General features: G+C 62.9%; 36 protein-coding genes. All 36 read right to left on the bottom strand.

Translation table 11 applies throughout. The features are described 5' to 3' along the window. Positions 1-9: 9 nt before the first annotated feature. The 36 genes from MU449_RS01665 to tuf all read right to left on the bottom strand — a co-directional run bounded on the left by MU449_RS01665 (position 10) and on the right by tuf (position 23,953). Positions 10-1,326, bottom strand: coding sequence for an amino acid ABC transporter permease (locus MU449_RS01665; RefSeq protein WP_244736258.1), 1,317 nt, complete (start codon positions 1,324-1,326; stop codon positions 10-12). 1 nt (position 1,327) lies between these two features. Then, the gene (locus MU449_RS01660) at positions 1,328-2,590 is read right to left on the bottom strand and encodes an amino acid ABC transporter permease (RefSeq protein ID WP_244736257.1); all 1,263 of its coding nucleotides are present in this window, start codon (positions 2,588-2,590) and stop codon (positions 1,328-1,330) included. Positions 2,591-2,699: 109 nt separating this feature from the next. After that, entirely contained in the window at positions 2,700-3,716 is a 1,017-nt protein-coding gene (locus MU449_RS01655) for an amino acid ABC transporter substrate-binding protein (RefSeq protein ID WP_244736256.1), read from the bottom strand. A gap of 195 nt (positions 3,717-3,911) precedes the next feature. Next, positions 3,912-4,613, bottom strand: a complete 702-nt coding sequence (locus MU449_RS01650) for an ATP12 family chaperone protein (protein WP_244736255.1) — start codon at positions 4,611-4,613, stop codon at positions 3,912-3,914. Between the two features lies 1 nt (position 4,614). After that, a complete protein-coding gene (locus tag MU449_RS01645) occupies positions 4,615-5,637 on the bottom strand; it encodes an RluA family pseudouridine synthase (RefSeq protein ID WP_244736254.1) in 1,023 nt (340 codons plus the stop codon). Beyond that, positions 5,634-6,002, bottom strand: a complete 369-nt coding sequence (gene crcB, locus MU449_RS01640; protein ID WP_244736253.1) for a fluoride efflux transporter CrcB — start codon at positions 6,000-6,002, stop codon at positions 5,634-5,636. Before crcB ends, MU449_RS01645 begins: the two co-directional genes overlap by 4 nt. A 31-nt stretch (positions 6,003-6,033) precedes the next feature. Next, positions 6,034-7,350 (bottom strand): replication-associated recombination protein A, encoded by a 1,317-nt coding sequence (locus MU449_RS01635; RefSeq protein ID WP_244736252.1) that lies wholly within the window; start codon positions 7,348-7,350, stop codon positions 6,034-6,036. Between the two features lie 36 nt (positions 7,351-7,386). Then, entirely contained in the window at positions 7,387-7,998 is a 612-nt protein-coding gene (locus tag MU449_RS01630) for an autoinducer binding domain-containing protein (protein ID WP_244736251.1), read from the bottom strand. Between the two features lie 157 nt (positions 7,999-8,155). Then, positions 8,156-8,569, bottom strand: coding sequence for a 50S ribosomal protein L17 (gene rplQ / locus MU449_RS01625; RefSeq protein WP_244736250.1), 414 nt, complete (start codon positions 8,567-8,569; stop codon positions 8,156-8,158). A gap of 116 nt (positions 8,570-8,685) precedes the next feature. Beyond that, positions 8,686-9,702 carry a DNA-directed RNA polymerase subunit alpha gene (locus MU449_RS01620; protein ID WP_244738907.1) on the bottom strand — a complete coding sequence of 339 codons (1,017 nt, stop codon included), beginning with the start codon at positions 9,700-9,702 and terminating at the stop codon, positions 8,686-8,688. 117 nt (positions 9,703-9,819) lie between these two features. Then, a complete protein-coding gene (gene rpsK / locus MU449_RS01615) occupies positions 9,820-10,209 on the bottom strand; it encodes a 30S ribosomal protein S11 (RefSeq protein ID WP_136683665.1) in 390 nt (129 codons plus the stop codon). A 13-nt stretch (positions 10,210-10,222) separates the two neighbouring features. Beyond that, positions 10,223-10,591, bottom strand: a complete 369-nt coding sequence (gene rpsM / locus MU449_RS01610) for a 30S ribosomal protein S13 (protein ID WP_244736249.1) — start codon at positions 10,589-10,591, stop codon at positions 10,223-10,225. 161 nt (positions 10,592-10,752) lie between these two features. Next, positions 10,753-11,400, bottom strand: coding sequence for an adenylate kinase (locus MU449_RS01605; protein WP_244736248.1), 648 nt, complete (start codon positions 11,398-11,400; stop codon positions 10,753-10,755). A gap of 9 nt (positions 11,401-11,409) precedes the next feature. Beyond that, a complete protein-coding gene (secY, locus tag MU449_RS01600; RefSeq protein ID WP_244736247.1) occupies positions 11,410-12,768 on the bottom strand; it encodes a preprotein translocase subunit SecY in 1,359 nt (452 codons plus the stop codon). A gap of 98 nt (positions 12,769-12,866) precedes the next feature. Next, positions 12,867-13,343: a 50S ribosomal protein L15 gene (gene rplO, locus MU449_RS01595; RefSeq protein ID WP_244736246.1), complete on the bottom strand. Its 477-nt coding sequence runs from the start codon at positions 13,341-13,343 to the stop codon at positions 12,867-12,869. A gap of 236 nt (positions 13,344-13,579) precedes the next feature. Then, positions 13,580-13,765 carry a 50S ribosomal protein L30 gene (rpmD, locus tag MU449_RS01590; protein ID WP_211783796.1) on the bottom strand — a complete coding sequence of 62 codons (186 nt, stop codon included), beginning with the start codon at positions 13,763-13,765 and terminating at the stop codon, positions 13,580-13,582. Positions 13,766-13,777: 12 nt separating this feature from the next. Further along, positions 13,778-14,332 (bottom strand): 30S ribosomal protein S5, encoded by a 555-nt coding sequence (gene rpsE / locus MU449_RS01585; protein WP_244736245.1) that lies wholly within the window; start codon positions 14,330-14,332, stop codon positions 13,778-13,780. Positions 14,333-14,342: 10 nt separating this feature from the next. Beyond that, the gene (rplR, locus tag MU449_RS01580) at positions 14,343-14,702 is read right to left on the bottom strand and encodes a 50S ribosomal protein L18 (protein WP_244736244.1); all 360 of its coding nucleotides are present in this window, start codon (positions 14,700-14,702) and stop codon (positions 14,343-14,345) included. Between the two features lie 10 nt (positions 14,703-14,712). Then, a complete protein-coding gene (gene rplF, locus MU449_RS01575; protein WP_244738905.1) occupies positions 14,713-15,246 on the bottom strand; it encodes a 50S ribosomal protein L6 in 534 nt (177 codons plus the stop codon). Positions 15,247-15,256: 10 nt separating this feature from the next. After that, on the bottom strand, positions 15,257-15,655 hold the full coding sequence (gene rpsH, locus MU449_RS01570) for a 30S ribosomal protein S8 (protein WP_244736243.1): 399 nt from the start codon (positions 15,653-15,655) through the stop codon (positions 15,257-15,259). A gap of 12 nt (positions 15,656-15,667) precedes the next feature. Continuing rightward, the gene (rpsN, locus tag MU449_RS01565; RefSeq protein WP_244736242.1) at positions 15,668-15,973 is read right to left on the bottom strand and encodes a 30S ribosomal protein S14; all 306 of its coding nucleotides are present in this window, start codon (positions 15,971-15,973) and stop codon (positions 15,668-15,670) included. Positions 15,974-15,976: 3 nt separating this feature from the next. Then, positions 15,977-16,552: a 50S ribosomal protein L5 gene (gene rplE / locus MU449_RS01560; RefSeq protein WP_244736241.1), complete on the bottom strand. Its 576-nt coding sequence runs from the start codon at positions 16,550-16,552 to the stop codon at positions 15,977-15,979. Continuing rightward, positions 16,552-16,857 (bottom strand): 50S ribosomal protein L24, encoded by a 306-nt coding sequence (rplX, locus tag MU449_RS01555; protein ID WP_244736240.1) that lies wholly within the window; start codon positions 16,855-16,857, stop codon positions 16,552-16,554. The genes rplE and rplX overlap by 1 nt, the downstream gene beginning before the upstream one ends. After that, positions 16,857-17,225 (bottom strand): 50S ribosomal protein L14, encoded by a 369-nt coding sequence (rplN, locus tag MU449_RS01550; RefSeq protein ID WP_038073566.1) that lies wholly within the window; start codon positions 17,223-17,225, stop codon positions 16,857-16,859. The genes rplX and rplN overlap by 1 nt, the downstream gene beginning before the upstream one ends. A 62-nt stretch (positions 17,226-17,287) precedes the next feature. Beyond that, a complete protein-coding gene (gene rpsQ, locus MU449_RS01545) occupies positions 17,288-17,524 on the bottom strand; it encodes a 30S ribosomal protein S17 (protein WP_244736239.1) in 237 nt (78 codons plus the stop codon). A gap of 12 nt (positions 17,525-17,536) precedes the next feature. Next, entirely contained in the window at positions 17,537-17,740 is a 204-nt protein-coding gene (gene rpmC / locus MU449_RS01540; RefSeq protein ID WP_244736238.1) for a 50S ribosomal protein L29, read from the bottom strand. A 111-nt stretch (positions 17,741-17,851) separates the two neighbouring features. Beyond that, entirely contained in the window at positions 17,852-18,265 is a 414-nt protein-coding gene (rplP, locus tag MU449_RS01535; protein ID WP_244736237.1) for a 50S ribosomal protein L16, read from the bottom strand. 12 nt (positions 18,266-18,277) lie between these two features. Continuing rightward, entirely contained in the window at positions 18,278-18,991 is a 714-nt protein-coding gene (gene rpsC / locus MU449_RS01530; protein ID WP_244736236.1) for a 30S ribosomal protein S3, read from the bottom strand. Further along, complete coding sequence (gene rplV, locus MU449_RS01525) at positions 18,991-19,371, bottom strand: 50S ribosomal protein L22 (protein WP_244736235.1); 381 nt, start codon at positions 19,369-19,371, stop codon at positions 18,991-18,993. The genes rpsC and rplV overlap by 1 nt, the downstream gene beginning before the upstream one ends. 3 nt (positions 19,372-19,374) lie before the next feature. Then, the gene (gene rpsS, locus MU449_RS01520) at positions 19,375-19,653 is read right to left on the bottom strand and encodes a 30S ribosomal protein S19 (RefSeq protein ID WP_244736234.1); all 279 of its coding nucleotides are present in this window, start codon (positions 19,651-19,653) and stop codon (positions 19,375-19,377) included. Positions 19,654-19,656: 3 nt separating this feature from the next. Then, on the bottom strand, positions 19,657-20,493 hold the full coding sequence (rplB, locus tag MU449_RS01515) for a 50S ribosomal protein L2 (protein ID WP_244736233.1): 837 nt from the start codon (positions 20,491-20,493) through the stop codon (positions 19,657-19,659). Positions 20,494-20,619: 126 nt separating this feature from the next. Next, positions 20,620-20,916 carry a 50S ribosomal protein L23 gene (locus MU449_RS01510; RefSeq protein ID WP_244736232.1) on the bottom strand — a complete coding sequence of 99 codons (297 nt, stop codon included), beginning with the start codon at positions 20,914-20,916 and terminating at the stop codon, positions 20,620-20,622. Next, the gene (rplD, locus tag MU449_RS01505) at positions 20,913-21,533 is read right to left on the bottom strand and encodes a 50S ribosomal protein L4 (RefSeq protein ID WP_244736231.1); all 621 of its coding nucleotides are present in this window, start codon (positions 21,531-21,533) and stop codon (positions 20,913-20,915) included. The genes MU449_RS01510 and rplD overlap by 4 nt, the downstream gene beginning before the upstream one ends. After that, entirely contained in the window at positions 21,530-22,384 is an 855-nt protein-coding gene (gene rplC, locus MU449_RS01500; RefSeq protein WP_244736230.1) for a 50S ribosomal protein L3, read from the bottom strand. Before rplC ends, rplD begins: the two co-directional genes overlap by 4 nt. Before the next feature lie 12 nt (positions 22,385-22,396). Beyond that, positions 22,397-22,705: a 30S ribosomal protein S10 gene (gene rpsJ, locus MU449_RS01495; protein ID WP_244736229.1), complete on the bottom strand. Its 309-nt coding sequence runs from the start codon at positions 22,703-22,705 to the stop codon at positions 22,397-22,399. Positions 22,706-22,777: 72 nt separating this feature from the next. Further along, positions 22,778-23,953 (bottom strand): elongation factor Tu, encoded by a 1,176-nt coding sequence (gene tuf, locus MU449_RS01490; RefSeq protein ID WP_244736215.1) that lies wholly within the window; start codon positions 23,951-23,953, stop codon positions 22,778-22,780. Positions 23,954-24,049 lie beyond the last annotated feature (96 nt).

Genomic DNA, 24,049 nt, shown 5'->3' with positions numbered 1-24,049 from the left:
ACGGGCTCCTTAACGATGATCGCGTTTCAGACGGCGTTCCAGATACATGGAATAACGCGACATTCCGAAACAGAAGAGGAAGAAGATGCTGCCGACGAAGATGTAGGGCTCCCAATAGATGCCCTTCCAGTCGAACGAGGCGCGCACCGCGTCGGTGATGCCCTTCAGCGGGTCCAGAAGGCCCACGAAGATCACCAGCGTCGTGTCCTTGAACAGGCCGATGAAGGTGGAGACGATGCCCGGGATGGAGATCTTCAGCGCCTGCGGCAGGATGATCAGGCGCTGCGCTTGGAAATAGTTCAGGCCAAGTGCGTCCCCCGCCTCATACTGGCCGCGCGGCAGGGCCGCGAGGCCGCCGCGGATCACCTCGGCGATATAGGCGGCGGCGAACAGCGTCACCATGATGATGACCCGCAGGATGATGTCGAAACTGGTCCCCGGCGGCAGGAAATAGTTCAGCAGAAGCGACGCCGTGAACAGCAGCGTGATCAGCGGCACGCCCCGGATGAACTCGATGAAGCCCACGCAGAGCGTCTTGATCAGGAACATGTCCGATTGCCGCCCCAGCGCCAGTGCGATGCCCATCGGCAGCGACATGGCGATCGCGGCCACGCCGATCGTCAACGACAGGACGAACCCGCCGAAGCGGTCGGACCGGACGCTCTGGATGCCATAGGGCACCGTGTCCGAAATCAGGCGCATCACGTCATGGCCCAGGAACAGCCACCAGAACACCGCCAGCAGGAACCCCAGCACGACCCCGATGAACGGCGCCCGCGAGGCCAGCGCCGTCCAGACGCCATACCAGATGACGAACCCGACCAGACCGCCGACCGGCGTCCAGATCGATCCGCCCCACAGCAGCCAAAACCCCACGAAGGGATAGAGCAGGGACAGCACAAGCAGCCGGCGCGGCAGGGCCGGGAACAGCACAGGTGCCGCCGCCACGAACATCAGCGCCAAGGCCAGCACCGGGCGCCAGTAAAGCTCACGCGGGTAGAAGCCGAACAGCCACTGCGTCCACCGATCCCGCACCACCGCCCAGCAGGCCCCCGTGGCATCGGGGCCCCAGCGGTCGGCGATGATCTGACGGCATTCCGACAGACTGTTCGCGTTCCAGACGGAATGCGCCAGCCACGGCACCAGCCCGCGCAGCAGGAAAAAGATCGCGACAAGGCCGGCGATGGTCAGGATCGTGTTCAGCCAGGTGGAGAACAGGTTCTGGCGCAGCCAGCGCACCGCGCCCGTTTGCCCGGCGGGGGGCGGCGCCTGCGGCACCATCGTTTCGCGCACGAAGGGCGTGGTTTGTGCGTGGGTGTCGCTCATCTCACCGCTCCTTCAGTTTGACGCGGGAGTTGTAGACGTTCATCCCCCCCGAAATGATCAGGCTGATCATCAGATAGATCAGCATCATCAGCAGAACGCATTCCAACTCGCGCCCCGTCTGGTTCAGGGTGATGCCGCCCAGCGTGCCGCGCAGATCAAGATACCCCACGGCAATCGCCAGCGAGGAGTTCTTGGTCAGGTTCAGAAATTGCGAGATCAGCGGCGGAATGATCACCCGCAGCGCCTGCGGCAGGATCACAAGGCTCATGGTGCGGCGGGGGCGCAGGCCAAGGGCGAACGCGGCCTCGCTTTGGCCCCGCGACACGGCCAGAATGCCCGCGCGCACGATTTCCGCGATGAACGCCCCGGTATAGAGCGACAAGGCCAGCCACAGCGCCATGAACGAGTTGGAGACGTTCACCCCCTCGACGAAGTTGAAGCCGCGCAGTTCCGGCACGTTCAGATGAAAGCCCAAGGCGAACAGCACGATGGCCACCGGAAGGATCAGGATCAGCGCCGATTTCCACCAGGTGCGCGGGCGACGGCCCGTCGCCTCCTGCACGGCGGCCGCGTGGCGCAGCACCAACGCGCGGGCGACGAAGCTGAGGATCAGCACCCCCACGATGGCGGCGAAGGTCAGGTTCAGCGTGAACAGCCCCAGATCGAGTGCGCCAAGACCATGCTCCACGCTCATCCCCGGAATGGCGGTGTAGCGGTTGGTGACGGCGAACAGCCCGAGCAGCATCGAGCGGTCCGCCTCGCCCGTCGTGGGGTCGGGGCGGAAGGCGTTCGGCGCGGGGGACGCTTCGGTAAAGACGGTATAGATCAGCAGGATCCACAGCAGCAGCGGCACGTTGCGGAAAATCTCCACATACACCGCCATCAGCCGCGCCACGATCCAGTTGGAGGACAGGCGCAGAACCCCGACAATGACGCCGATGATGGTCGCCGCAAGGCATCCCAGAACGGCAATCAGCAGCGTGTTCAGCAGCCCCACCAGCAAGGCGCGGGCATGGGTGCTGTTTTGCGAATAGGGGATCAGGCGTTGCGCGATGTCATAGCCCGCGCGCTGGCCCAGAAACCCGAAATCGAAGGTCTTGCCCAGCACCGCGAGGTTGCGCACCGTGTTGTCGACCAACCAGGCCGCCCCGGCCAGAAACAGGGCGAATACGACGATCTGAATCGTCAGCGAACGATACCGGGTATCGTAAATCAGCATGCTTGGGCGGAAGGAAGCCTTCGGCCTTTCCACGGCATCTGCCATGTGCACCCCCTGTCATGGAATGTCGTCTGTATCCCGAAAGGCGGCGTCTGCGCGCGTTGGCCGGTCGGTGATGATGGGGGCGCGACGGAACCCGCCGCGCCCGACGCCCTTAGCGGAAGGGCGGGGAGTAGAGCAGACCGCCCTGGGTCCACTGGGCGTTCAGGCCGCGAGCCAGACCGATCGGGGTCGATTCGCCCAAGGTGGCCGCGAAGATTTCGCCGTAGTTGCCGCCAGCGGCGATCGCCCGCTTGGCCCAGTCATTGTCCAGGCCGATCATCTCGCCCAGGTTGCCCTCGGTGCCCAGCAGGCGCTTCACTTCGGGGTTCTGCGAATTCGACGCCAGCTCTTCCATGTTGGCCGAGGTAACGCCGTATTCTTCCGCCGCGATGAGCGCGTTCAGCGTCCAGCGGACGATGTCGGTCCACTGGCTGTCGCCCTGACGCGTTGCCGGCCCGAGCGGCTCCTTGGAGATGATCTCGGGCAGGATGATGTGATCGCCCGGGGTCGCGAAGGCGGCGCGGGTCGCGGCCAGACCGGACGCGTCGGTGGTGTAGGCATCGCAGGCACCGGCCTGATACTGCTGCTCCCCTTCCGCGTTCGTCTGGATCGCGACGGGGGTGTAGGTCATGTTGTTCTGGGCGAAGTAATCGGCCAGGTTCAGCTCGGTCGTGGTGCCGGTCTGGATGCAGATCGTCGCGCCGTCCAACTCTTTGGCGGAGGTGACGCCCAAGTTCTTGTTCACCATGAAGCCTTGGCCGTCATAGTAGTTCACGCCCGCGAAATCGAGCGCAAGATCGGTATCGCGCGAGAAGGTCCAGGTGGAGTTGCGGACCAGCAGGTCGATCTCGCCCGAGGCCAGTGCGGTGAACCGCGTCTCGCTGGTGGTGGGCACGAAGCGCACCTTGGTGCCATCGCCCACGACGGCCGCCGCGACCGCGCGGCACAGCGCCACGTCGAAGCCGCCCCAGTTGCCCGTCGAATCAGGTGCCGCGAAACCCGTCAGGCCGGGGTTCACACCGCACACCAGCTCCCCGCGGGCCTTGACGTCATCCAGCGTGGCGGCGGATGCCAGCCCAGCCACAAGGCCCACCGCCGTAAGGGTGCCCATGAAAACGGTCTTCTTCATTTTTACCTCTTCCTGATGTTCTGCGCCAAAGACGGGATCGGCCGTGAAGGTGTCATGCAGAGTTCTCCCGCACGTTCATCCTCAGACCGAAGGTTTTCCCACGTCAACCCGGTGCATGGCGCCGCCTGTGCAACTTTGTCCCGAGTTCCATGTCCGATCCGCCCCTGAGCATATATTCTCTATCGGGCGAGATTGTCACCGACACAATAGAAAAATTGCAGCCGCTTCCAGAAACGCCTCTTGACGCACGGCATCGGTTCGTGCCGCCTCCTCGTCCACGCCCCAGATATCGGCCTGATAGGCCTCGTCGATGCGCGACAGGGAAAAGGCATGGGCGGGGGTGATGTGCCCCTCGGCCACCGCAAGGCCGAGAATCAGGGAGCCGGAGATCGCCACCAGATCGTGCAGGGCGGCTAGCTCGAAATCGTTCTTCGCCGCCACCTCAGCCGTCAGGCGGGACAGGATGTCGGCGGGCTGGGCCACCGGCAGGATCCCGATGGTCACGATCAGGCGCGATCCGAATCGCCCCGCCGCCCAGTCCAGAAGCGTGTCCCAGGCCTGTTGGCGCGTCACCAGATCCATGGGCCCTTCGGCACGGTAGCACAGAAGATCGCTGGCGCCGTAATTCGCGATCTCGGCGATCACCGCCGCGCGGTGGGGGGCCACCTTGTCCAGCGCGGAATTCGCGCTGCGGGTGGCGGGCATGGTGTCGGGCCGCACAAGCCCCTCCTGCCGGTCCCACTCGGCGGCGATGCGCGCGGCCAAGGCTTCCGTCGGCACGATCAGCGGCGTCTTGGCGGGGGTGCGCACGGGGCGCCCGTCCAGATGAACGGTGAAACCGCCCGCATCGGGCTGCACCGTGGCGGCGGTCCAGAAGCGCTTGGGGGCCCAATTCATCTCAGACCTCGAACGGATCGGCGGGGACGTCGGTTTCCTTCATGTCCAGCGTGCGGAACGCTTTCGCCATATGGTCCGGCAAGGGCGCCACGAAGGTCATGTCGGTTTTCAGGATCGGATGCTGGATGGTGATCTGGCGCGCGTGCAGGTTCAGCTTGCGGCTGACCTCGCCCCCCGCCTGACCGCCCCAGCCGTCGCCCATGTTTTCCTGCGCGCTGCCGCCATATTTGCCGTCGCCCAGGATCGGATGCCCCATCTCGGCCATATGGGCGCGCAATTGGTGGGTGCGGCCCGTCACCGGCTCCAGCGCCATCCACGACATGCGCGAGCCGAGGAACCACAGCACGAAGTAATCCGTATGCGCGCGTTTGGCGTCGGGGAAATCGGACATCTTGGCGGGATGGACGCAGACCATCTTCTCCTCACGCCCGCCCGCTTTCATCAGGCCGTATTTGATCGAGCCCTTTTTCGGGTTCGGCACACCCGCCACCAGCGCCCAGTAGATCTTGCGCGCGTTGCGGTGGCGCAGCGATTCGGACAGGGCGCGGGCCACGCGGTCGGTGCGGGCCAGCATCAGGATGCCCGACGTGTCCTTGTCCAGACGGTGCACCAGCTTGGGCTTGTCCTTGTAGCCGAACTTCAACGCCTCGGCCAAGCCATCGACATGGCGGGTGCCCTGCCCCGACCCGCCCTGACTGGGCAGGCCCGCGGGCTTGTTCAAAACGATCAGATGTTCGTCGCGGAAGATCACCGCATCCTGGATCATCTTGGCGTCGGCGGCGGTGATGCGCTGCGGCAGGTCGCGGGGGGCCGCGTTGGCATCGGGCAGCGGCGGCACGCGCACCGACATGCCGGGGGCCACGCGGTCCGAGGCCTTGGCCCGTCCGCCATCGACACGGATCTGGCCCGTGCGGCACATCTTTTCCACCGCCCCTTGGGTCACGTGCGGAAAGCGGCGGCGGAACCACTTGTCGAGGCGCTGTTCGCCCTCGGCTTCGGTAACGGTTTCGTTGCGAACGCTCATGCCAGGAACTCCCGTGCCGCGGCGGCCCCGGCCAGAACGGCCAGAAGCGATAGGGTGACCGACAGGGTCACGTAGAGGGTGGCGAGCGCGGTATCCCCCCGCTCCCACATGGTCAGCGCATCGAGGGAGAAGGCGGAGAAGGTGGTGAAGCCCCCCAGCATCCCCGTCAGCAGGAACGGGGCGACGCGTTGCCCGCCCTTCAGGGCCAGCACCACCACCAGCACGCCCATCGCGGCCGATCCCGCGATGTTGATCCCCATGGTCGCCCACGGCCCCACGACGCGGCCGGCGGTGACGTTCACCCCGAAGCGCAGGCAGGCCCCGATCGCGCCCCCCAAACCGACCTGTATCAATGTCAGAAACATGCGCGCTGTCTCCGGTGCAGGGGGCGAAATGTCAACCCTGGTTGCGTTTGTCGCGCAATTTCGCGAAATATTCGATCCGTTTTTTCAACTCGCGCTCATACCCCCGTTCGGGCGGGGCATACCAGACGGGGCGCTTCATGCCGTCGGGGAAATAGTTCTGGCCGGAAAAGCCGTCCTCGGCATCGTGATCATAGGCATAGTCCGCGCCATACCCCATGTCCTTCATCATCCGCGTCGGCGCGTTGCGGATGTGCAGGGGCGGCGGTTCGGACCCGGTCTGTTTCGCCGCCGCCCGCGCGGCCTTGTAAGCGGTGTAGATCGCATTCGATTTGGGGGCGAGCGCGAGGTAGACCAAAGCCTCGGCCAGGGCCAGTTCCCCCTCGGGGCTGCCCAGCCGTTCATAGGTCTGCCACGCCTCAAGACAGATGCCCTGGGCCTGCGGATCGGCAAGGCCGATATCCTCCACCGACATGCGGGTGATGCGACGGGCAAGGAACCGCGGATCCTCCCCCCCCTCCAGCATCCGCGCGAACCAATACAGCGCGGCATCGGGGTCCGACCCCCGCACCGATTTGTGCAGGGCAGAGATGAGGTTGTAATGCTCCTCGCCCGACTTGTCGTATTTGGCGGCGCGGCGCATCAGACGTTCGGACAGCGCGGCGCGGTCCATCACGCGGTCGGTCGTCCAGGCGGCCACCTGCTCGATCAGGTTCAACAGCGCCCGCCCATCGCCGTCCGCCATCTCCAGCAGGGATTCGCGCGCTTCGCCGTCAAGCGGCAGGGCGCGGCCCAATTCCTGCTCTGCCCGCTGCGCCAGACGCTCCAGATCCTTCAGCGCCAGCCGTTCCAGCACGATCACCTGCGCGCGCGACAGGACGGCGGCATTCAATTCGAACGAGGGGTTTTCCGTCGTGGCCCCGACCAGAAGGATCGTCCCATCCTCCATATGCGGCAGGAAGCTGTCCTGCTGCGCCTTGTTGAAACGGTGGATCTCATCTACGAACAGCAGCGTCCCCTGCCCGTTCCGGCGGCGCACCTTCGCCTGCTCGAACACCTTGCGCAGATCGGGAACGCCGGTGAAGATCGCGCTGATCTGCACAAAGGCCAGGTCCGTTTCATGCGCCAGCAGGCGGGCGATGGTGGTCTTGCCGACGCCGGGCGGCCCCCAAAGGATGATGGAGGACAGGCTGTGCGCCGCCAGCATCGCGCCCAAGGGGCCATCGGGCGACAGGATCCGCTCCTGCCCGATCACCTCGGACAAGGCGCGTGGGCGCAGCCGATCGGCCAGGGGGCGGTGGCCCTTGGGTGCAGGAAGGTCGTCGGGCAGGGTGTCGAACAGATCGGGCATCCCGATCAGATAAGCCGCCCCCCCGCGGCGGAAAGATCAGATCAGACCATAATCCTTGGCCCGCCGGATGGCATCGGGCGTGGTGCGCGCCATCAGCCGCGCCCGGGCCGTGTGCAGCCGCGCCTTGAGCGCGCTTTCCGAAATGCCCAGTTGCTCCGCCGCGGCGGCATAGCGGGTGCCGGTGGAGATGATCCGCAGCGCCTGCACCTGCGCCGGGGTCAACCGCTCCAACGGGGCCATGCGCAGATGGATCGCCCGCAGGATGCTGTAGAACTCCGCCAGCTCATCATCCGTGAATTCACCCTCCACCCGGCTGATGGCCCCAACGCTGAGCGATGCCGTATCCCCCTGCGCCGCCATGGCGCCATAGGGCATACCGAAGGTCGCCGCCTCGCGCAGGACGCCGTGGGGATCGATCACGCGCGGATCGCTCCACCTCTGGGCGCCGTTCGCCGTGCAGGCCCAGCCGATGCAGGGGTCGCGCAGGAAGAACCCCATCGCATCGTAATAGCGCATCCAGGCATCGCTGAAGGTCGAGATCAGGACCGTGGGACGCCCCGTGCGGATGTGCAGGGCGAAGGCATAACCCCGATTCGGCAGGTGCGAAAGTCGATCCAACTCCTCGGTAATCGGGCTGGCGGCACCCATAACCGCATCATACTGCCAATCACGTATCAAACCGGCCCGACCTTCCGCCAATAATTGGCTGTTCCAAGAGTGGACCCTATAAAGGAGGCAATGTTGATCGATTGCAATAAAAAGCCCGCTCGAAAGCGGGCTTTTAAGACAACGAAGTGTCTAAAACTTATTCGGCCTGAAAGGCCTCCAAACGGGCGCGATCCGCCGCGCCTTTGGCCGAGGTATCGCGATCCACGAATTCGATGATCGCCATCGGGGCCATGTCGCCATAGCGGAAGCCGGCCTTCAGGATGCGGATATACCCGCCCTGACGCTCTTTGTAGCGCGGGCCGAGGATGTCGAACAGACGCGCCAGGTGCTTGTCTTCCTTCAGCGCCGCCTGGGCCTGACGGCGGGCGTGCAGATCGCCGCGTTTGGCCAGCGTGATCAGCTTTTCCACGATCGGGCGAAGCTCTTTCGCCTTGGGCAGGGTCGTCTTGATCTGCTCGTGCTCGATCAGGGCGCCGGACATGTTGGCGAACATCGCCTTGCGGTGTTCGTGCGTGCGGTTCAGACGGCGGTATCCACGTGCGTGACGCATGGGTCTCTCCTATTTTGCTTTGTCAGGCCGGTCGTTTCCGGCTCACCTTGGGGCGGAACTGCCCGTGTTTTCCCCCGCAATCGGGGCATTTTGGGGGGCTCGCGCCCCCCTTTGTCTCAGAACTGGTCTTCGAAACGCTTGGCCAGATCTTCGATATTCTCGGGCGGCCATTCCTCGACATCCATGCCAAGGTGCAGACCCATGCCCGACAGCACTTCCTTGATCTCGTTCAAGGATTTGCGGCCGAAGTTCGGGGTGCGCAGCATCTCGGCTTCGGTCTTCTGGATCAGGTCGCCGATATAGACGATGTTGTCGTTCTTCAGGCAGTTGGCCGAACGGACCGACAGTTCCAGCTCGTCCACCTTCTTCAGCAGCAGCGGGTTGAACTCCAGCCCATCTTCCGCATCCGACCGCGTGGCCGCTTCCGGCTCGTCGAAATTGACGAAGATCGACAGCTGGTCCTGCAGAATGCGCGACGCATAGGCCACGGCATCTTCCGGCGTCAGCGAGCCGTCGGTCTCGATCCGCATGGTCAGTTTGTCATAGTCCAGAACCTGGCCCTCACGGGTGGGCTGAACGTCGTAGCTGACCTTCTTGACCGGCGAATAGATCGCGTCGATCGGAATCAGGCCGATGGGCGCATCTTCGGGGCGGTTCTTGTCCGCCGCGACATAGCCCTTGCCGGTGTTGACCGTCAGTTCCATCGCCACGTCGGCGCCATCGTCCAGGTGGCAGATGACGTGATCCTTGTTCAGAACCTCGATCCCGTTGGTTTCGGCAATGTCACCCGCGGTGACGACGCCCGGGCCTTTGGCGTTAATCGCCAGACGCTTCGGACCTTCGACTTCCATCTTCAGGGCGACGCCCTTCAGGTTCAGAACGATGTCCGTCACATCCTCGCGAACGCCCGCGACGGAGGAAAACTCGTGCAGGACGTTGTCGATCTGCACCGAGGTGATCGCGCCACCTTGCAGCGACGACAGCAGAACGCGGCGGAGTGCGTTGCCGAGCGTCAGGCCGAAGCCACGCTCCAGCGGTTCGGCGACGACGGTCGCCACACGCGCGGCATCCGCGCCCGGCTTCACCTGAAGCTGGGTCGGTTTGATCAGTTCTTGCCAGTTCTTGTGGATCATGCGTGTCGCCTCCATACCTGTTTCCTGCCCATGTCCAGAAGCGGGAAACGCCCGAGGATCAGAAATGACGAAACCGGGCCACGTTGGTCACGTGGCCCGATCCCTGTTTTCAATGCGTCAGACGCGACGGCGCTTCGGCGGACGGCAGCCGTTATGGGCCATCGGCGTGACGTCGCGGATCGACGTGATGTTCAGACCGACGGCGGCCAGCGCGCGCAGCGCCGATTCACGGCCCGAACCGGGGCCCTGAACTTCGACCTCGATCGTCTTCAGGCCATGCTCCTGCGCCTTCTTGGCCGCGTCTTCAGCGGCCATCTGCGCGGCGTAGGGGGTCGATTTCCGCGATCCCTTGAAGCCCATCGTGCCGGCCGACGACCACGAGATCGCGTTGCCCTGCACGTCGGAGATCAGGATCTTGGTGTTGTTGAAGGACGAGTTCACATGAGCAACGCCGGCGGCGATGTTCTTGCGCTCTTTGCGCTTCATACGGGTCTTATCACGAGCCATCTGTCACGCCCCCTTATTTCTTCTTGCCGGCAATGGCCTTCGCGGGGCCTTTGCGCGTGCGAGCGTTGGTGTGGGTGCGCTGACCGCGAACCGGCAGGTTGCGACGATGGCGCAGACCGCGATAGCAGCCGAGGTCCATCAGACGCTTCACGTTCATCGACACTTCGCGGCGCAGATCGCCTTCAACGGTGATGTTGGCGTCGATGTATTCGCGGATCGCCAGAACTTCGGCGTCGGACAGTTCGTTCACGCGGCGGGTGCGGTCGATGTTCACCGATTCGCAAATCTGATCGGCCACATGCGACCCGATCCCGTGGATATAGGTCAGGGCGATGGGAACCCGTTTTCCCGTCGGAATGTTGACGCCAGCAATACGTGCCACACGCGTCTCCTTCTCTGGTTGCGGTTCCGTAACCCCGGAACCTTTTTTCACAACATCGCCCCGGTGACGGGAACGATCCTCACCCCGTATGGGCGAAACGACCCACGGCGATTCCCGCGGGACGCCGTGAAGTATTGGAATTATCCGATGCCGTCAAGCACCTAGCGGTCAAGAATGTCCTTGATTGCGCCCGCCACGTCTTCGACCTTGGCCAGTGCATCGACCGAGGACAGATCGCCCTTGGCATAGTAGTAACCGATCAGGGGCGAGGTCTTCTTGTAATACTCCATCAAACGATGACGCAGCGATTCCTCGTTGTCGTCGGCGCGACGCACAAGATTGGTCGATCCGCAGGAATCGCAGACCCCGTCCACCTTGGTCGGGTGGGTTTCGTCGTGATAAACCGCGCCGCAATTCGCGCAGGTATACCGCCCGGTGACGCGGCGCACCAAGGCGCTGTCGTCGACCTGCATGGAAATCACGGCGTCGAGCTTCTGGCCGATCTGGTCCAGCAACGCCCCAAGGGCATCCGCCTGGCCGAGCGTGCGCGGGAAACCGTCGAAGATGTAGCCGTTCGACTCGCCGCTCTCGAGCTTCTCGCGGATCAGCCCGATGACGATTTCATCCGTGACCAGACCGCCCGCATCCATCACCGCCGCGACCTTCAGACCCATCTCGGACCCGCTGCTGCGCGCTGCGCGCAGCATGTCGCCGGTGGACAGCTGGGTCATCCCCCGCTCGTCCACAAGACGCTTGGCCTGTGTTCCCTTCCCCGCTCCGGGCGGGCCCAGCAAGATTACGTTTGTCATATGCCTTCCTTAGCGCCGGACGGGGGTCCGCTTGCCCGGACGTTTCCGCCCGCGAAGCTGCGACTTTTCGATCAGGCCTTCATATTGGTGGGCCAGAAGATGCGATTGAACCTGCTGAATAGTGTCCATGGTCACCGACACGACGATCAAAACCGACGTTCCGCCGAAGTAGAACGGGATCGAAAGTTGATGCCGGATCACTTCGGGCAACAGACAGACAAACGCGAGATAGGCCGACCCCAGAACCAGAACACGGTTCACGACATAGTCGAGATAATCCTGCGTCCGCTTGCCCGGTCGGATCCCCGGGATGAAGCCGTTCTGGTTCTTCAGGTTCTCGGCCACATCCTCGGTCTTGAACGCGACGTTCGCGGTGTAGAAATATGCGAAGAACACGATCATCGCCGTGAAGAACAGCAGGTAAAGCGGCTGCCCCGGCCCGAAATAGGCCAGGATCGTCGACATCACCGGCCCCGTCTGCCCCCCGGTAAAGGTTGCCGCCGTCGTCGGCAGCAGAAGCAACGACGAGGCGAAGATTGCCGGAATGACGCCCGACGGGTTGACCTTGACCGGCAGGTGGCTCGACCCGCCATCATACACCTTCATCCCCACCTGACGGCGCGGATACTGAATGTGGATCTTGCGCAGCGCCCGTTCCATGAAGACGACGAAGGCGATCAGCGCCATGATCATCACCCCCACGCCGATAATCACGGCAGGAGAGACGGCCCCGGAGCGTCCTTGGCTGAGGAACTGACCAAGATGCAGCGGCAGTTCGGCCAGAATGCCGACGAAGATGATCAGCGAGATGCCGTTGCCGACGCCGCGCGCGGTGATCTGCTCGCCCAGCCACATAAGGAACATCGTGCCGCCCACCAGCGTGATGACGCAGGCCGCCTGGAAGAACAGGCCGGGGTTGGTGACAAGACCGCCTGCCTCAAGGCTTTTCGCGATGCCGTAAGCTTGGAATGTCGCCAGCACGACCGTGAAATAGCGCGTGTACTGGTTGATCTTCTTGCGCCCCTGCTCCCCTTCTTTCTTGAGCTGCTCAAGATGGGGAACCATCGCGGCCAGAAGCTGCACGATGATCGAGGCAGAGATGTAGGGCATGATCCCGAGGGCAAAGATGCCCATCCGGCTGAGCGCGCCACCCGTGAACATCGACAGGATGCCCCCGAGGCCGGCCGCGGCGCCGTCCATGAACTGGCGCAGCGACGTCCCGTCGATGCCCGGAACCGGAATATAGGTGCCGATGCGATAGACGATCAGCAGCCCGATGGTAAAGAAGATGCGTCGGCGCAGCTCGGTGGCCTTACCCAAAGCCCCCCAGCTCAGGTTCGACGCCATTTGCTCTGCAGCTGATGCCATGCCCGTTCTCTTTCAAAAAAACGCGCCGCCGGAGCGAGAAAGGCTCGGCGGCGCGGAAACCGATCGGCGCCGCGCGGACACCCGCCCGCGCGAAACGCTTACTCCGCAGTCGCTTTCGCGGCTTTCACCGTCAGCGTGCCGCCAGCTTTCTCCACCGCCTCGACCGCCGACTTCGACGCGCCCGACACCGTCAGGTTCAGCTTGGCGGTGATGTCGCCCTTGTTCAGGATGCGGATCCCGTCACGTCCATGCGAGGTCAGACCGGACGCGACCAGAGCCGCTTCGTCCAGCGCGACCGAGGCATCGATCTTGCCCGCATCGACGAATTTCTGGATCAGGCCCAGATTGATGACCGCGTATTCCTTGCGGTTCGGCTTGGAGAAGCCCCGCTTCGGCAGACGACGGTAGAGCGGCATCTGGCCACCCTCATACCCGTTCAGCGCCACGCCAGAGCGGGATTTCTGACCCTTGATCCCGCGCCCGGCGGTCTTGCCTTTGCCCGAACCCGGGCCGCGCGCCACGCGTTTTTTCTTGCGGGCTGCGCCTTCGTTGTCGCGAAGTTCGTGAAGTTTCATGTCGCTTCTCCTCTACCGGAACTGCCCCCAGCGACGGATTGGGCAGACACGGCGTAAAAATGATTCCGGGCCCCCCGCAGGACGCCACCTTGCGCGTATAACGGACAGTGCTGATGCGTTCAAGCACCATGCCGATCTTTGGCATGGGCGAAATGTCCTACCCGCGCCGAACGGATGATGCCGGGGGAACCCCGCGCCGTCCAATGAAAAACGCCCCCGTTTCCGGGGGCGCTTTCTCAGTTCCGCTCTTCGATGATCTTCACGAGGTGCGGGATCTTGTTGACCATGCCGCGCACGGAAGGCGTATCTTCCAGTTCGCGGGTCCGGTTCATCTTGTTCAGCCCAAGACCCTTCAGCGTGGCGGTCTGGATGGCCGGACGGCGGGCGGCCGAAGCCACCTGCTTGACGACGATGGTTGCCATATGCCCGTCTCCTTACGCTTCGACGACTTCGGCTTCAGGCTTCTTCAGGATGTCCGCCACCTTCTTGCCGCGGCGATTCGCGACCATACGGGGGGAGGATTCCTGCTTCAGCCCATCAAGCGTCGCGCGGATCATGTTGTAGGGGTTCTGCGAACCGAGCGATTTCGCCACGACGTCCTGGACGCCCAGCATCTCGAACACAGCGCGCATCGGCCCCCCGGCGATGATTCCGGTTCCCGGAACCGCGGCGCGCATGACGACCTTGCCCGCACCGTGGCGGCCATTGGTGTCATGGTGCAGCGTCCGGCCGTCGCGCAGGGCGACGCGGATCATCTGGCGTTTCGCCTGCTCGGTCGCCTTGCGGATCGCCTCGGGCACTTCTTTAGCCTTGCCCTTGCCGAAGCCGACACGACCGCGCTGATCGCCGACCACCACGAGTGCGGCAAAGCCGAAGCGCTTACCACCTTTCACGGTTTTCGACACACGGTTGATCGCCACGAGACGATCGGCGAATTCCGGGGTTTCCTCGCGTTCGCGACGGTCCCGGCGGTTCTCACGTTCTGCCATAATCGCCTCCTTAGAACTTCAGGCCGCCTTCACGGGCAGCCTCGGCCAAAGCCTTGATCTTACCGTGAAAGAGGAAGCCGCCACGATCGAAATAGCACTCTTCGACCCCAGCCTTCTTGGCGCGCTCGGCAATCAGCTTGCCGACGGCGGTGGACGCCTCGACATTGTTCTTGCCGACGAAGCCAAGATCTTTCTCCAAGGTGGAGGCAGATGCCAGCGTCACGCCGTTCACATCGTCAATCAGCTGAACGCTGATGTTCTTGGACGACCGGTGAACGGACAGACGTGCCCGCCCGTTCGCCATCGCCTTAATCTTGTTCCGCACGCGCAAGCGACGCTTCTGGAACAGCTCTCGTTTATTCAAAGCCATTTTGCGCCCCTTACTTCTTCTTGCCTTCCTTGCGGAAGACGAACTCGTCCTTGTACCGGATGCCTTTGCCTTTGTAGGGCTCGGGGCGTTTCCAGTCGCGGATGTTCGCGGCGACCTGACCAACCTGCTGCTGATCAATGCCTTCCACAACGATTTCGGTTTGCTTCGGGGCCGTCACGGTGACGCCCTGCGGCACGTCGAAGTTCACTTCGTGCGAATAACCAAGCGAGAGTTTCAGGACGTTGCCGGCCATCGCGGCGCGGTAACCCACACCCTGGATTTCCAGCTCTTTCTTGAAGCCCGTGGTCACGCCCGTCACCAGGTTCTCGACCTGGCTGCGGGCCATGCCCCACTGCTGGCGCGCCCGTTTGGACGTGCCGCGCGGCGTTACGGTCACGGCGTCGTCGGCCAGGGCCAGCGTCACATCGTCGGTCGCGGTGAAGCTGCGGGTCCCTTTCGGCCCCTTCACTTCCACCGTCTGACCGCTGATGGCCGCCGTCACGCCCTTGGGCAACTCGACCGGTTTCTTACCAATACGAGACATCTTGCCCTCCTTAGAACACGGTGCAGAGCACTTCGCCGCCAACATTGGCGGACCGTGCAGCTGCATCGGACATGACGCCTTTCGGCGTGGAGATGATCGAGACGCCCAGACCGTTGCGCACCGACGGCAGATCTTTCGACGCCATGTACACGCGGCGGCCCGGCTTGGACACGCGCTTGACTTCGCGGATCACCGGCTCACCCTCGAAATACTTCAGGCTGATCAGCAGTTCGCCCTGACCGTTCTCGGTCTCGCTCTTGTCATAGCCACGGATGTAGCCTTCCTCGAGCAGGACATCGAGCACCCAGGCGCGCAGCTTGGACGCCGGCGTTGCCACCGTCGACTTGCCGCGAAGCTGGGCGTTGCGGATACGGGTGAGCATGTCACCCAGAGGATCGTTCACAAACATTCGCGGTCCCCCTTACCAGCTCGACTTGACCATGCCGGGGATCTGACCGAACGAGGCCAGTTCACGCAGCATGATCCGCGACAGTTTCAGCTTACGGTAGTAAGCGTGCGGACGCCCCGTCAGCTGGCAGCGGTTGTGCAGCCGGGTGGCGGACGAGTTGCGGGGCAGTTCGGCCAGTTTCAGCTGCGCGGCAAAGCGCTGCTCCATCGGCAGATCTGCGTTCGTCGTGATTTCCTTGAGGGCGGCGCGCTTGGCAGCGTATTGCTTCACCAGCTTCGCGCGCTTGACCTCACGTTCAACCATGGATTTCTTGGCCATAACTTATCCTTCGCGCGTTTCGCCGATGAAGGGCATGTTGAAATGCTTCAACAGGGCCTTCGCTTCCGCATCGGTTTTCGACGTGGTGCAAATGATGATGTCCATTCCCAGAACCTCGTCGACCTTGTCGAAGTTGATCTCGGGGAACACGATCTGCTCTTTCAGACCCATGGCGTAGTTGCCACGGCCGTCGAACGAGGTGGCCTTGACGCCGCGAAAGTCGCGGACGCGCGGCAACGCGATGGTGATCAGACGGTCCAGGAATTCATACATCCGGTCGCCGCGCAGGGTCACCTTGCAGCCAAGCGGCATCTCTTCACGGACGCGAAAGCCGGCGATCGACTTCTTGGCATGCGTGATGACCGCCTTCTGACCGGCGATGAGCGACAGCTCCTCGGCGGCCGTCTTGACCTTCTTGGTATCCTTGACCGCCTCGCCGACACCCATGTTCAGGACGATCTTGTCCAGACGCGGGATCTGCATGTCGTTCTTGTACCCGAAGTCCGACTTCATCGCGCCGCGGATCGTGTCCTTGTACAGCGTCTTGAAGCGCGGGGTATAGGTGGCTTGATCGAGCATCAGATCAGATCCCCCGTGGTCTTGGCGAACCGCACGCGCTTGCCGTCTTCCTCACGGAAACCGACGCGGGTGGCTTTGCCGTTCTTGTCCATCAGCGACAGGTTCGACAGATCGATCGGCATCGCTTTCGAGATGCGACCGCCTTGCGAGGTCTGCGACTGCTTCGTGTGACGGATGGCCATGTTCACACCATCGACGACCGCTTTGTTGGCCTTGGGCGAAACGGACGCGATGGTCCCTTTCTTGCCTTTGTCCTTGCCGGTCAGAACGATGACTTCATCGCCTTTTTTCAGTTTCGCAGCCATCAGAGCACCTCCGGCGCCAGCGAAATGATTTTCATGAAGTTCTTGGCACGCAGCTCACGCACGACCGGCCCGAAGATACGGGTTCCAACCGGCTCACCTGCATTGTTCAGGATGACGGCGGCGTTGCGGTCGAAGCGGATTGCGGTGCCGTCTTCACGACGGACTTCCTTGGCGGTGCGAACGACGACGGCCTTGCGGACGTCCCCTTTCTTCACGCGGCCGCGCGGAATGGCTTCCTTGACCGACACCACGATGATGTCGCCCACGGAGGCATAACGGCGGTGCGAGCCACCCAGGACCTTGATGCACTGCACCCGGCGAGCGCCGGAGTTGTCAGCGACATCCAGATTGGTCTGCATCTGGATCATTTAAGGTTCTCCCGACCTTTGGAGAGCGGCGGACCGCCCCCAGGGTTTCGTTTCGGGACGAATCAGACCGTTTCGGTCACGACCGTCCAGCGTTTGGTTTTCGAAATCGGCGCACATTCTTCGATGCGAACGGAATCGCCGACCTTGAAAGTGTTGTTCGCGTCATGCGCACGATACTTCTTCGACGACCGGACGGTCTTCTTCAGAAGCGGGTGCTTGAAGCGGCGCTCGACCAGAACGGTGATCGTCTGCTCGTTCTTGTCGCTCGTCACGGTGCCTTGCAGGATACGTTTGGGCATCTATCGGGCTCCTCAGTTCGCCGCCGCGTCAGCGGCTTTCTGGTTCAGAACCGTCTTGATGCGGGCCACGTCGCGACGGACGGTGCGCATGCGGGCGGTGTTCTCAAGCTGGCCGGTGGCCTGCTGGAAGCGCAGGTTGAAGGCTTCCTTTTTCAGTGCAACGAGCTGGTCGCGCAGCTGATCGGGCGTTTTCGCCACGAAATCCTTGGCGGACATGCGTCCCTCCTTTTCCATTGCGCCAGAAGGCCCCGTATGGGTAACCCCTTTCCTGGCGGGTGAAATCAAAAACCGAACCCCCGGATTATCTCCGGGGGTCCAGATTCGGTCTTACCAGTCCTCGCGGACGATGACCCGGGTAATCACCGGAAGTTTCATCGCACCGAGGCGCAGGGCTTCCCTTGCCACAGATTCGGGCACTCCGTCAATCTCAAACATGATCCGACCGGGTTTCACCTTGGCCGCCCAGAAATCGACGGAGCCTTTACCTTTACCCATCCGAACCTCGGTGGGTTTGGAGGTGACCGGAACATCCGGGAAAATCCGGATCCAGACACGACCCTGACGCTTCATGTGGCGGGTGATCGCGCGGCGGGCCGCTTCGATCTGCCGCGCCGTCACACGCTCGGGCTCGGTGGCTTTCAGGCCATAGGTGCCGAAGTTCAGAAGGAAGCCGCCTTTGGCTTCGCCGTGAATCCGGCCCTTGTGCTGTTTGCGGAACTTGGTCCGTTTCGGTTGCAGCATCTCTCGTGCTCCTTACGCGCGCTCACGGTCGCGACGGGGACGCGGTGCTGCGCCCTCTTGCGACTCCGCCTGACGACGGTCGTGTGCCTGCGGGTCATGCTCCAGGATCTCGCCTTTGAAGATCCAGACCTTCACGCCGATGATCCCATAGGGCGTCATCGCCTCTTCGGTGGCGTAGTCGATATCCGCACGCAGCGTGTGCAGCGGAACGCGACCTTCGCGGTACCATTCGGTCCGTGCGATCTCGGCACCGCCCAGACGGCCCGCGACATTCACGCGGATCCCGAGGGCGCCGATGCGCATCGCGTTCTGAACGCCACGCTTCATCGCACGACGGAACGACACACGACGCTCCATCTGTTGCGCGATGGATTCGGCGACCAGCTGCGCGTCAAGCTCGGGCTTGCGCACTTCGACGATGTTCAGGTGCAGTTCGGATGCGGTGAACTGCGACAGCTTCTTGCGAAGCGTCTCGATGTCCGCGCCTTTCTTGCCGATGATGACACCGGGGCGGGCGGCGTGGATCGTGACGCGGCACTTCTTGTGCGGGCGCTCGATGATCACCTTGGAGATGCCGGCCTGCTTCGCCTCTTTGTGGACGAACTCGCGGATCTTCAGATCCTCAAGCAGCAGGTTGCCGTAATCCTTGGTGTCCGCATACCAGCGGCTGTCCCAGGTGCGGTTGACCTGAAGACGCATCCCGATGGGGTTTACCTTCTGACCCATTACGCAGTCTCCCCTTTCTGACGCACCTTGATGGTCAGTTCGCTGAACGGCTTCATGATCTTGCCGAAGCGGCCACGCGCACGCGGACGGCCGCGCTTCAGCGTAATGTTCTTGCCGCAATAGGCTTCGGCGACGATCAGATCATCGACATCCAGCCCGTGGTTGTTCTCGGCATTGGCGATCGCCGACTGAAGGCACTTCAGCACGTCTTGGCTGATGCGCTTCTTGGAGAAGGTCAGATCGGCAATCGCCTTGTCGACCTTCTTGCCACGGATCAGTGCCGCGACGAGGTTCAGCTTCTGCGGCGAGGTGCGCAGCATCTTGGCTTTCGCCATCGCCTCGTTTTCGGCCACGCGGCGCGGATTCTTTTCCTTGCTCATGGCTTACTTCCTTTTGGCTTTCTTGTCGGCGGCATGACCGTAATAGGTCCGCGTCGGCGAATACTCACCGAACTTCTGGCCGATCATCTCCTCGGTGATCGCCACCGGGATGTGTTTCTTGCCGTTGTAGACGCCGAACGTGAGGCCCACGAACTGCGGCAGGATGGTGGAACGACGCGACCAGATCTTGATCACTTCGTTCTTGCCCGACTCGCGCGACTTCTCGGCCTTTTTCAGGACGTAGGCGTCGACGAACGGGCCTTTCCAGACGGAACGCGACATGGATTAACGCCCTTTCTTCAGGTGACGCGAGCGGACAATGTACTTGTCCGTGGTCTTGTTCTTGCGGGTGCGGTTGCCCTTGGTGCCCTTGCCCCACGGCGTGACCGGGTGACGGCCGCCCGAGGTCCGGCCCTCACCACCACCATGCGGGTGGTCGATCGGGTTCATCGCGACACCGCGAACGGTCGGGCGGATGCCCTTGTGACGCATACGACCGGCTTTACCGAAGTTCTGGTTCGAGTGGTCGGCATTCGACACGGCGCCGATGGTCGCCATGCATTCCTGACGAACCATGCGCAGCTCGCCCGAGGACAGACGGATCTGGGCATAGCCCCCGTCACGACCCACGAACTGGGCGTAGGTGCCTGCGGCGCGTGCGATCTGACCGCCCTTGCCCGGCTTCATCTCGACGTTGTGCACGATCGTCCCGATCGGCATACCCGAGAACGGCATCGCGTTGCCCGGTTTCACGTCGGTCTTGGCGCCGGCGATGACGTTATCGCCCACGGCCAGACGCTGCGGCGCGAGGATATAGGCGAGTTCGCCATCCTCGTACTTCACAAGCGCGATGAACGCGGTGCGGTTGGGGTCATACTCGATCCGCTCGACCACGGCCGAGATGTCGAATTTGCGACGCTTGAAATCGACGATCCGGTAGAGACGCTTCGCGCCACCACCCTTGTGCCACATCGTGACGCGTCCGGTGTTGTTCCGACCACCCGTCTTGGTCAAACCCTCGGTAAGGGTTTTGACCGGGCGGCCTTTCCACAGCTCCGAACGGTCGATCAGAACCAGCCCACGCTGGCCAGGCGTCGTCGGCTTATACGACTTGAGTGCCATGTTTCCTGTCTTCCGTACAGCTGGGGCCCGACTCTGTCAGGCCCGGTGAAGGGCTCCGAAGATCCCCGTCGTTAAAATCAGTGGCCCCGGTAAAAACCGGGGCCACTCGATTCGTTGCGCGTTCTATCAGAGGCCCGTCGAGACGTCGATAGTGTTTCCCTCTTCCAGGGTCACATACGCTTTCTTCTTGTCGCTCCGCTCACCGATACGGCCGCGGAAACGCTTGACCTTGCCTTTGGTGATCGTGGTGTTCACGGCTTTCACCTTCACACCGAAAACGGCTTCCACCGCTTCCTTGATCTGCGGCTTGGTCGAATCCATCGCCACCTGGAAAACCACGGCGTTGGCTTCGGATGCCAGCGTCGCCTTCTCGGTGATCAGCGGCTTCTTGATGATGTCGTAATGTTCGGGCTTCACGCTCATTTCAAACGAGCCTCCAGAGCTTCGATACCCGCCTTGGTGATCACCAGGGTGTCACGCTTGAGGATATCATACACGTTGGCACCCATCGTCGGCAGGATGTCCACGCCTTCGAGGTTGCGCGCCGCCTTGGCGAAGTTCTCGTTCACCTCGGCACCGTCGATGATCAGAACGCGCTTCCAGCCCAGTTCCTTGACCGACTTCGCCAGACCCGCGGTTTTCGCATCGGCCAGGTTAAGATCTTCCAAGATGACCAGATTGCCGGTCGCAGCCTTGGACGACAGCGCGTGCTTCAGACCCAGAGCGCGGAATTTCTTCGGCAGATCGTGGGCATGGCTGCGGGGCTGCGGGCCTTTGTAGACACCACCGTGACGGAAGATCGGCGCTTTCTTGGACCCGTGACGTGCGCCGCCGGTGCCCTTCTGCTTGTAGATCTTCTTGGTCGAGTAGGACACGTCCGACTTGCCGAGCGTGGAGTGCGTGCCGGCCTGGGCCTTGGCACGCTGCCAGCGCACGACGCGGTGCAGGATGTCCGCACGCGGCTCCAGACCGAACACGTCGTCGGCCAGGTCGATCGAGCCTGCCTTGCCGGCGTCAAGCTTGATGACGTCGAGTTTCATTTCGCTTCTCCTTCGTCGGAGGCATCGGAACCTTCCGCCTTGATCTCGGCTTCGGCCTCGGCCAGCGCGGCCTCTTCGGCGGCAGCAGCCTCGGCAGCGGCAGCGGCGCGGGCCGCTTCTTCTTCAGCCGCAGCCGCAGCGGCAGCTTCTTCCGCCGCGCGGTGCGCAGCAGCGGCCGCCGAACGCAGAGCGGCGGGCAGGATCACATTGTCCGGAACCGGCTTCTTGACGGCATCCTTCACGGTGACCCAGCCACCCTTCGATCCGGGAACCGCGCCCTTGATCATGATCAGGCCACGCTCGCTGTCGGTCTTGACGACCTGCAGGTTCTGCGTGGTGACGCGCACGGCACCGAGGTGACCGGCCATCTTCTTGCCTTTGAAGACCTTGCCCGGATCCTGGCACTGGCCCGTGGACCCGTGCGAACGGTGCGAGATCGACACACCGTGCGATGCGCGCAGACCACCGAAGTTGTGACGCTTCATCGCACCGGCAAAACCCTTACCGATCGAGGTGCCCGCCACGTCGACGAACTGACCTGCGAAGTAATGGTCCGCGATGATCTCTTCACCCACGCCGATCAGGTTCTCAGGCGAGACGCGGAACTCCGCGATCTTGCGCTTGGGCTCCACGTTCGCTTTCGCGAAGTGACCGCGCTGCGCCGCCGAGGTGCGTTTGGCCTTCGCCGTGCCCGCGCCAAGCTGAACGGCGGTGTATCCGTCCGTGTCGACCGTGCGCTGAGCCACGACCTGCAGGGTGTCGAGTTGAAGAACGGTCACCGGAACCTGGCGGCCGTCTTCCAGAAACAGCCGGGTCATGCCCAGCTTCTTTGCAATAATTCCAGAGCGCATAGGTTCTATCCCTTACACTTTGATTTCGACGTCAACGCCAGCGGCGAGGTCGAGCTTCATCAGCGCGTCCACGGTCTGCGGAGTCGGATCAACGATGTCGAGAAGACGCTTGTGCGTGCGGATTTCCCACTGGTCGCGCGACTTCTTGTCGATGTGCGGGCCACGGAGAACCGTGAATTTCTCAATCTGGTTCGGCAGCGGGATCGGGCCGCGCACTTGCGCGCCGGTCCGCTTGGCCGTGGAGACGATTTCCTGCGTGCTGGCATCCAGAACGCGGTAATCGAAGGCTTTCAGCCTGATGCGAATAGTCTGACCTTGCATTTTACATGCCCTTTGGGCCCGGCGGGAAGACGGGGGCCTTTCGGCCCCCGCCCCCTCTTCCGGTGCGGTTGATTAAGCGATGATTTTCGAGACGACGCCTGCGCCGACGGTGCGGCCGCCTTCACGGATGGCGAAGCGCAGCTTCTCTTCCATGGCGATCGGCGCGATCAGTTCGACGTTGAACTTCAGGTTGTCGCCCGGCATCACCATCTCGGTGCCTTCCGGCAGTTCCACCGTGCCCGTCACGTCGGTCGTGCGGAAGTAGAATTGCGGACGGTAGTTCGCGAAGAACGGCGTGTGACGGCCACCCTCTTCCTTCGTCAGGATGTAGGCCTCCGCTTCGAACTTCGTGTGCGGCTTCACCGAGCCGGGCTTGCACAGCACCTGGCCGCGCTCGATCCCCTCACGGTCCACACCGCGCAGCAGAAGACCCACGTTGTCGCCTGCTTCGCCCTGATCCAGCAGCTTGCGGAACATCTCGACGCCCGTGCAGACGGTCTTCTTGGTGTCGCGGATGCCGACGATCTCGACTTCCTCGCCGACCTTCACCACACCACGCTCCACGCGGCCCGTGGCCACCGTGCCGCGACCCGAGATCGAGAACACGTCCTCGACCGGCATCAGGAACGGCTGGTCCACGGCGCGGGCCGGGGTCGGGATGTAGGCGTCCACGGCTTCCATCAGCGCGCGGATCGACTTCTCGCCGATCTCCTCGTCACGACCTTCCAGAGCGGCCAGGGCCGAGCCCTTGACGATCGGAATGTCATCGCCCGGGTAGTCGTAGGAGGACAGAAGCTCGCGCACTTCCATCTCCACCAGCTCCAGCAGCTCTTCGTCATCCACCTGGTCGACCTTGTTCAGGTAGACGACCATGTAGGGGATGCCGACCTGACGGCCCAGCAGGATGTGCTCGCGCGTTTGCGGCATCGGACCGTCGGCGGCGTTCACGACCAGGATCGCGCCGTCCATCTGGGCCGCGCCGGTGATCATGTTCTTCACGTAGTCGGCGTGGCCGGGGCAGTCCACGTGCGCGTAGTGACGGTTCTCCGTCTCGTATTCCACGTGCGCGGTCGAGATCGTGATCCCGCGAGCCTTCTCCTCCGGCGCGCCGTCGATCTGGTCATACGCGCGGAACTCGCCGAAATACTTCGTGATCGCCGCCGTCAACGTCGTCTTGCCGTGGTCAACGTGACCAATGGTCCCGATGTTCACGTGCGGTTTGTTGCGTTCAAACTTTGCCTTTGCCATCTTGGCTTCCTCTTCGATTCGCATGCGGAGCGGCGGGAAAGCCCCGCACTACTCGAATGGCCGGGTGTTTACAACACCCGGCCGCAAAGTGGTAGG

The organism is Falsirhodobacter halotolerans (genome assembly GCF_022899245.1).
GTDB classification, from domain to species: Bacteria; Pseudomonadota; Alphaproteobacteria; order Rhodobacterales; family Rhodobacteraceae; genus Falsirhodobacter; species Falsirhodobacter halotolerans.
This window is presented reverse-complemented; position numbering and strand designations above follow the sequence as displayed.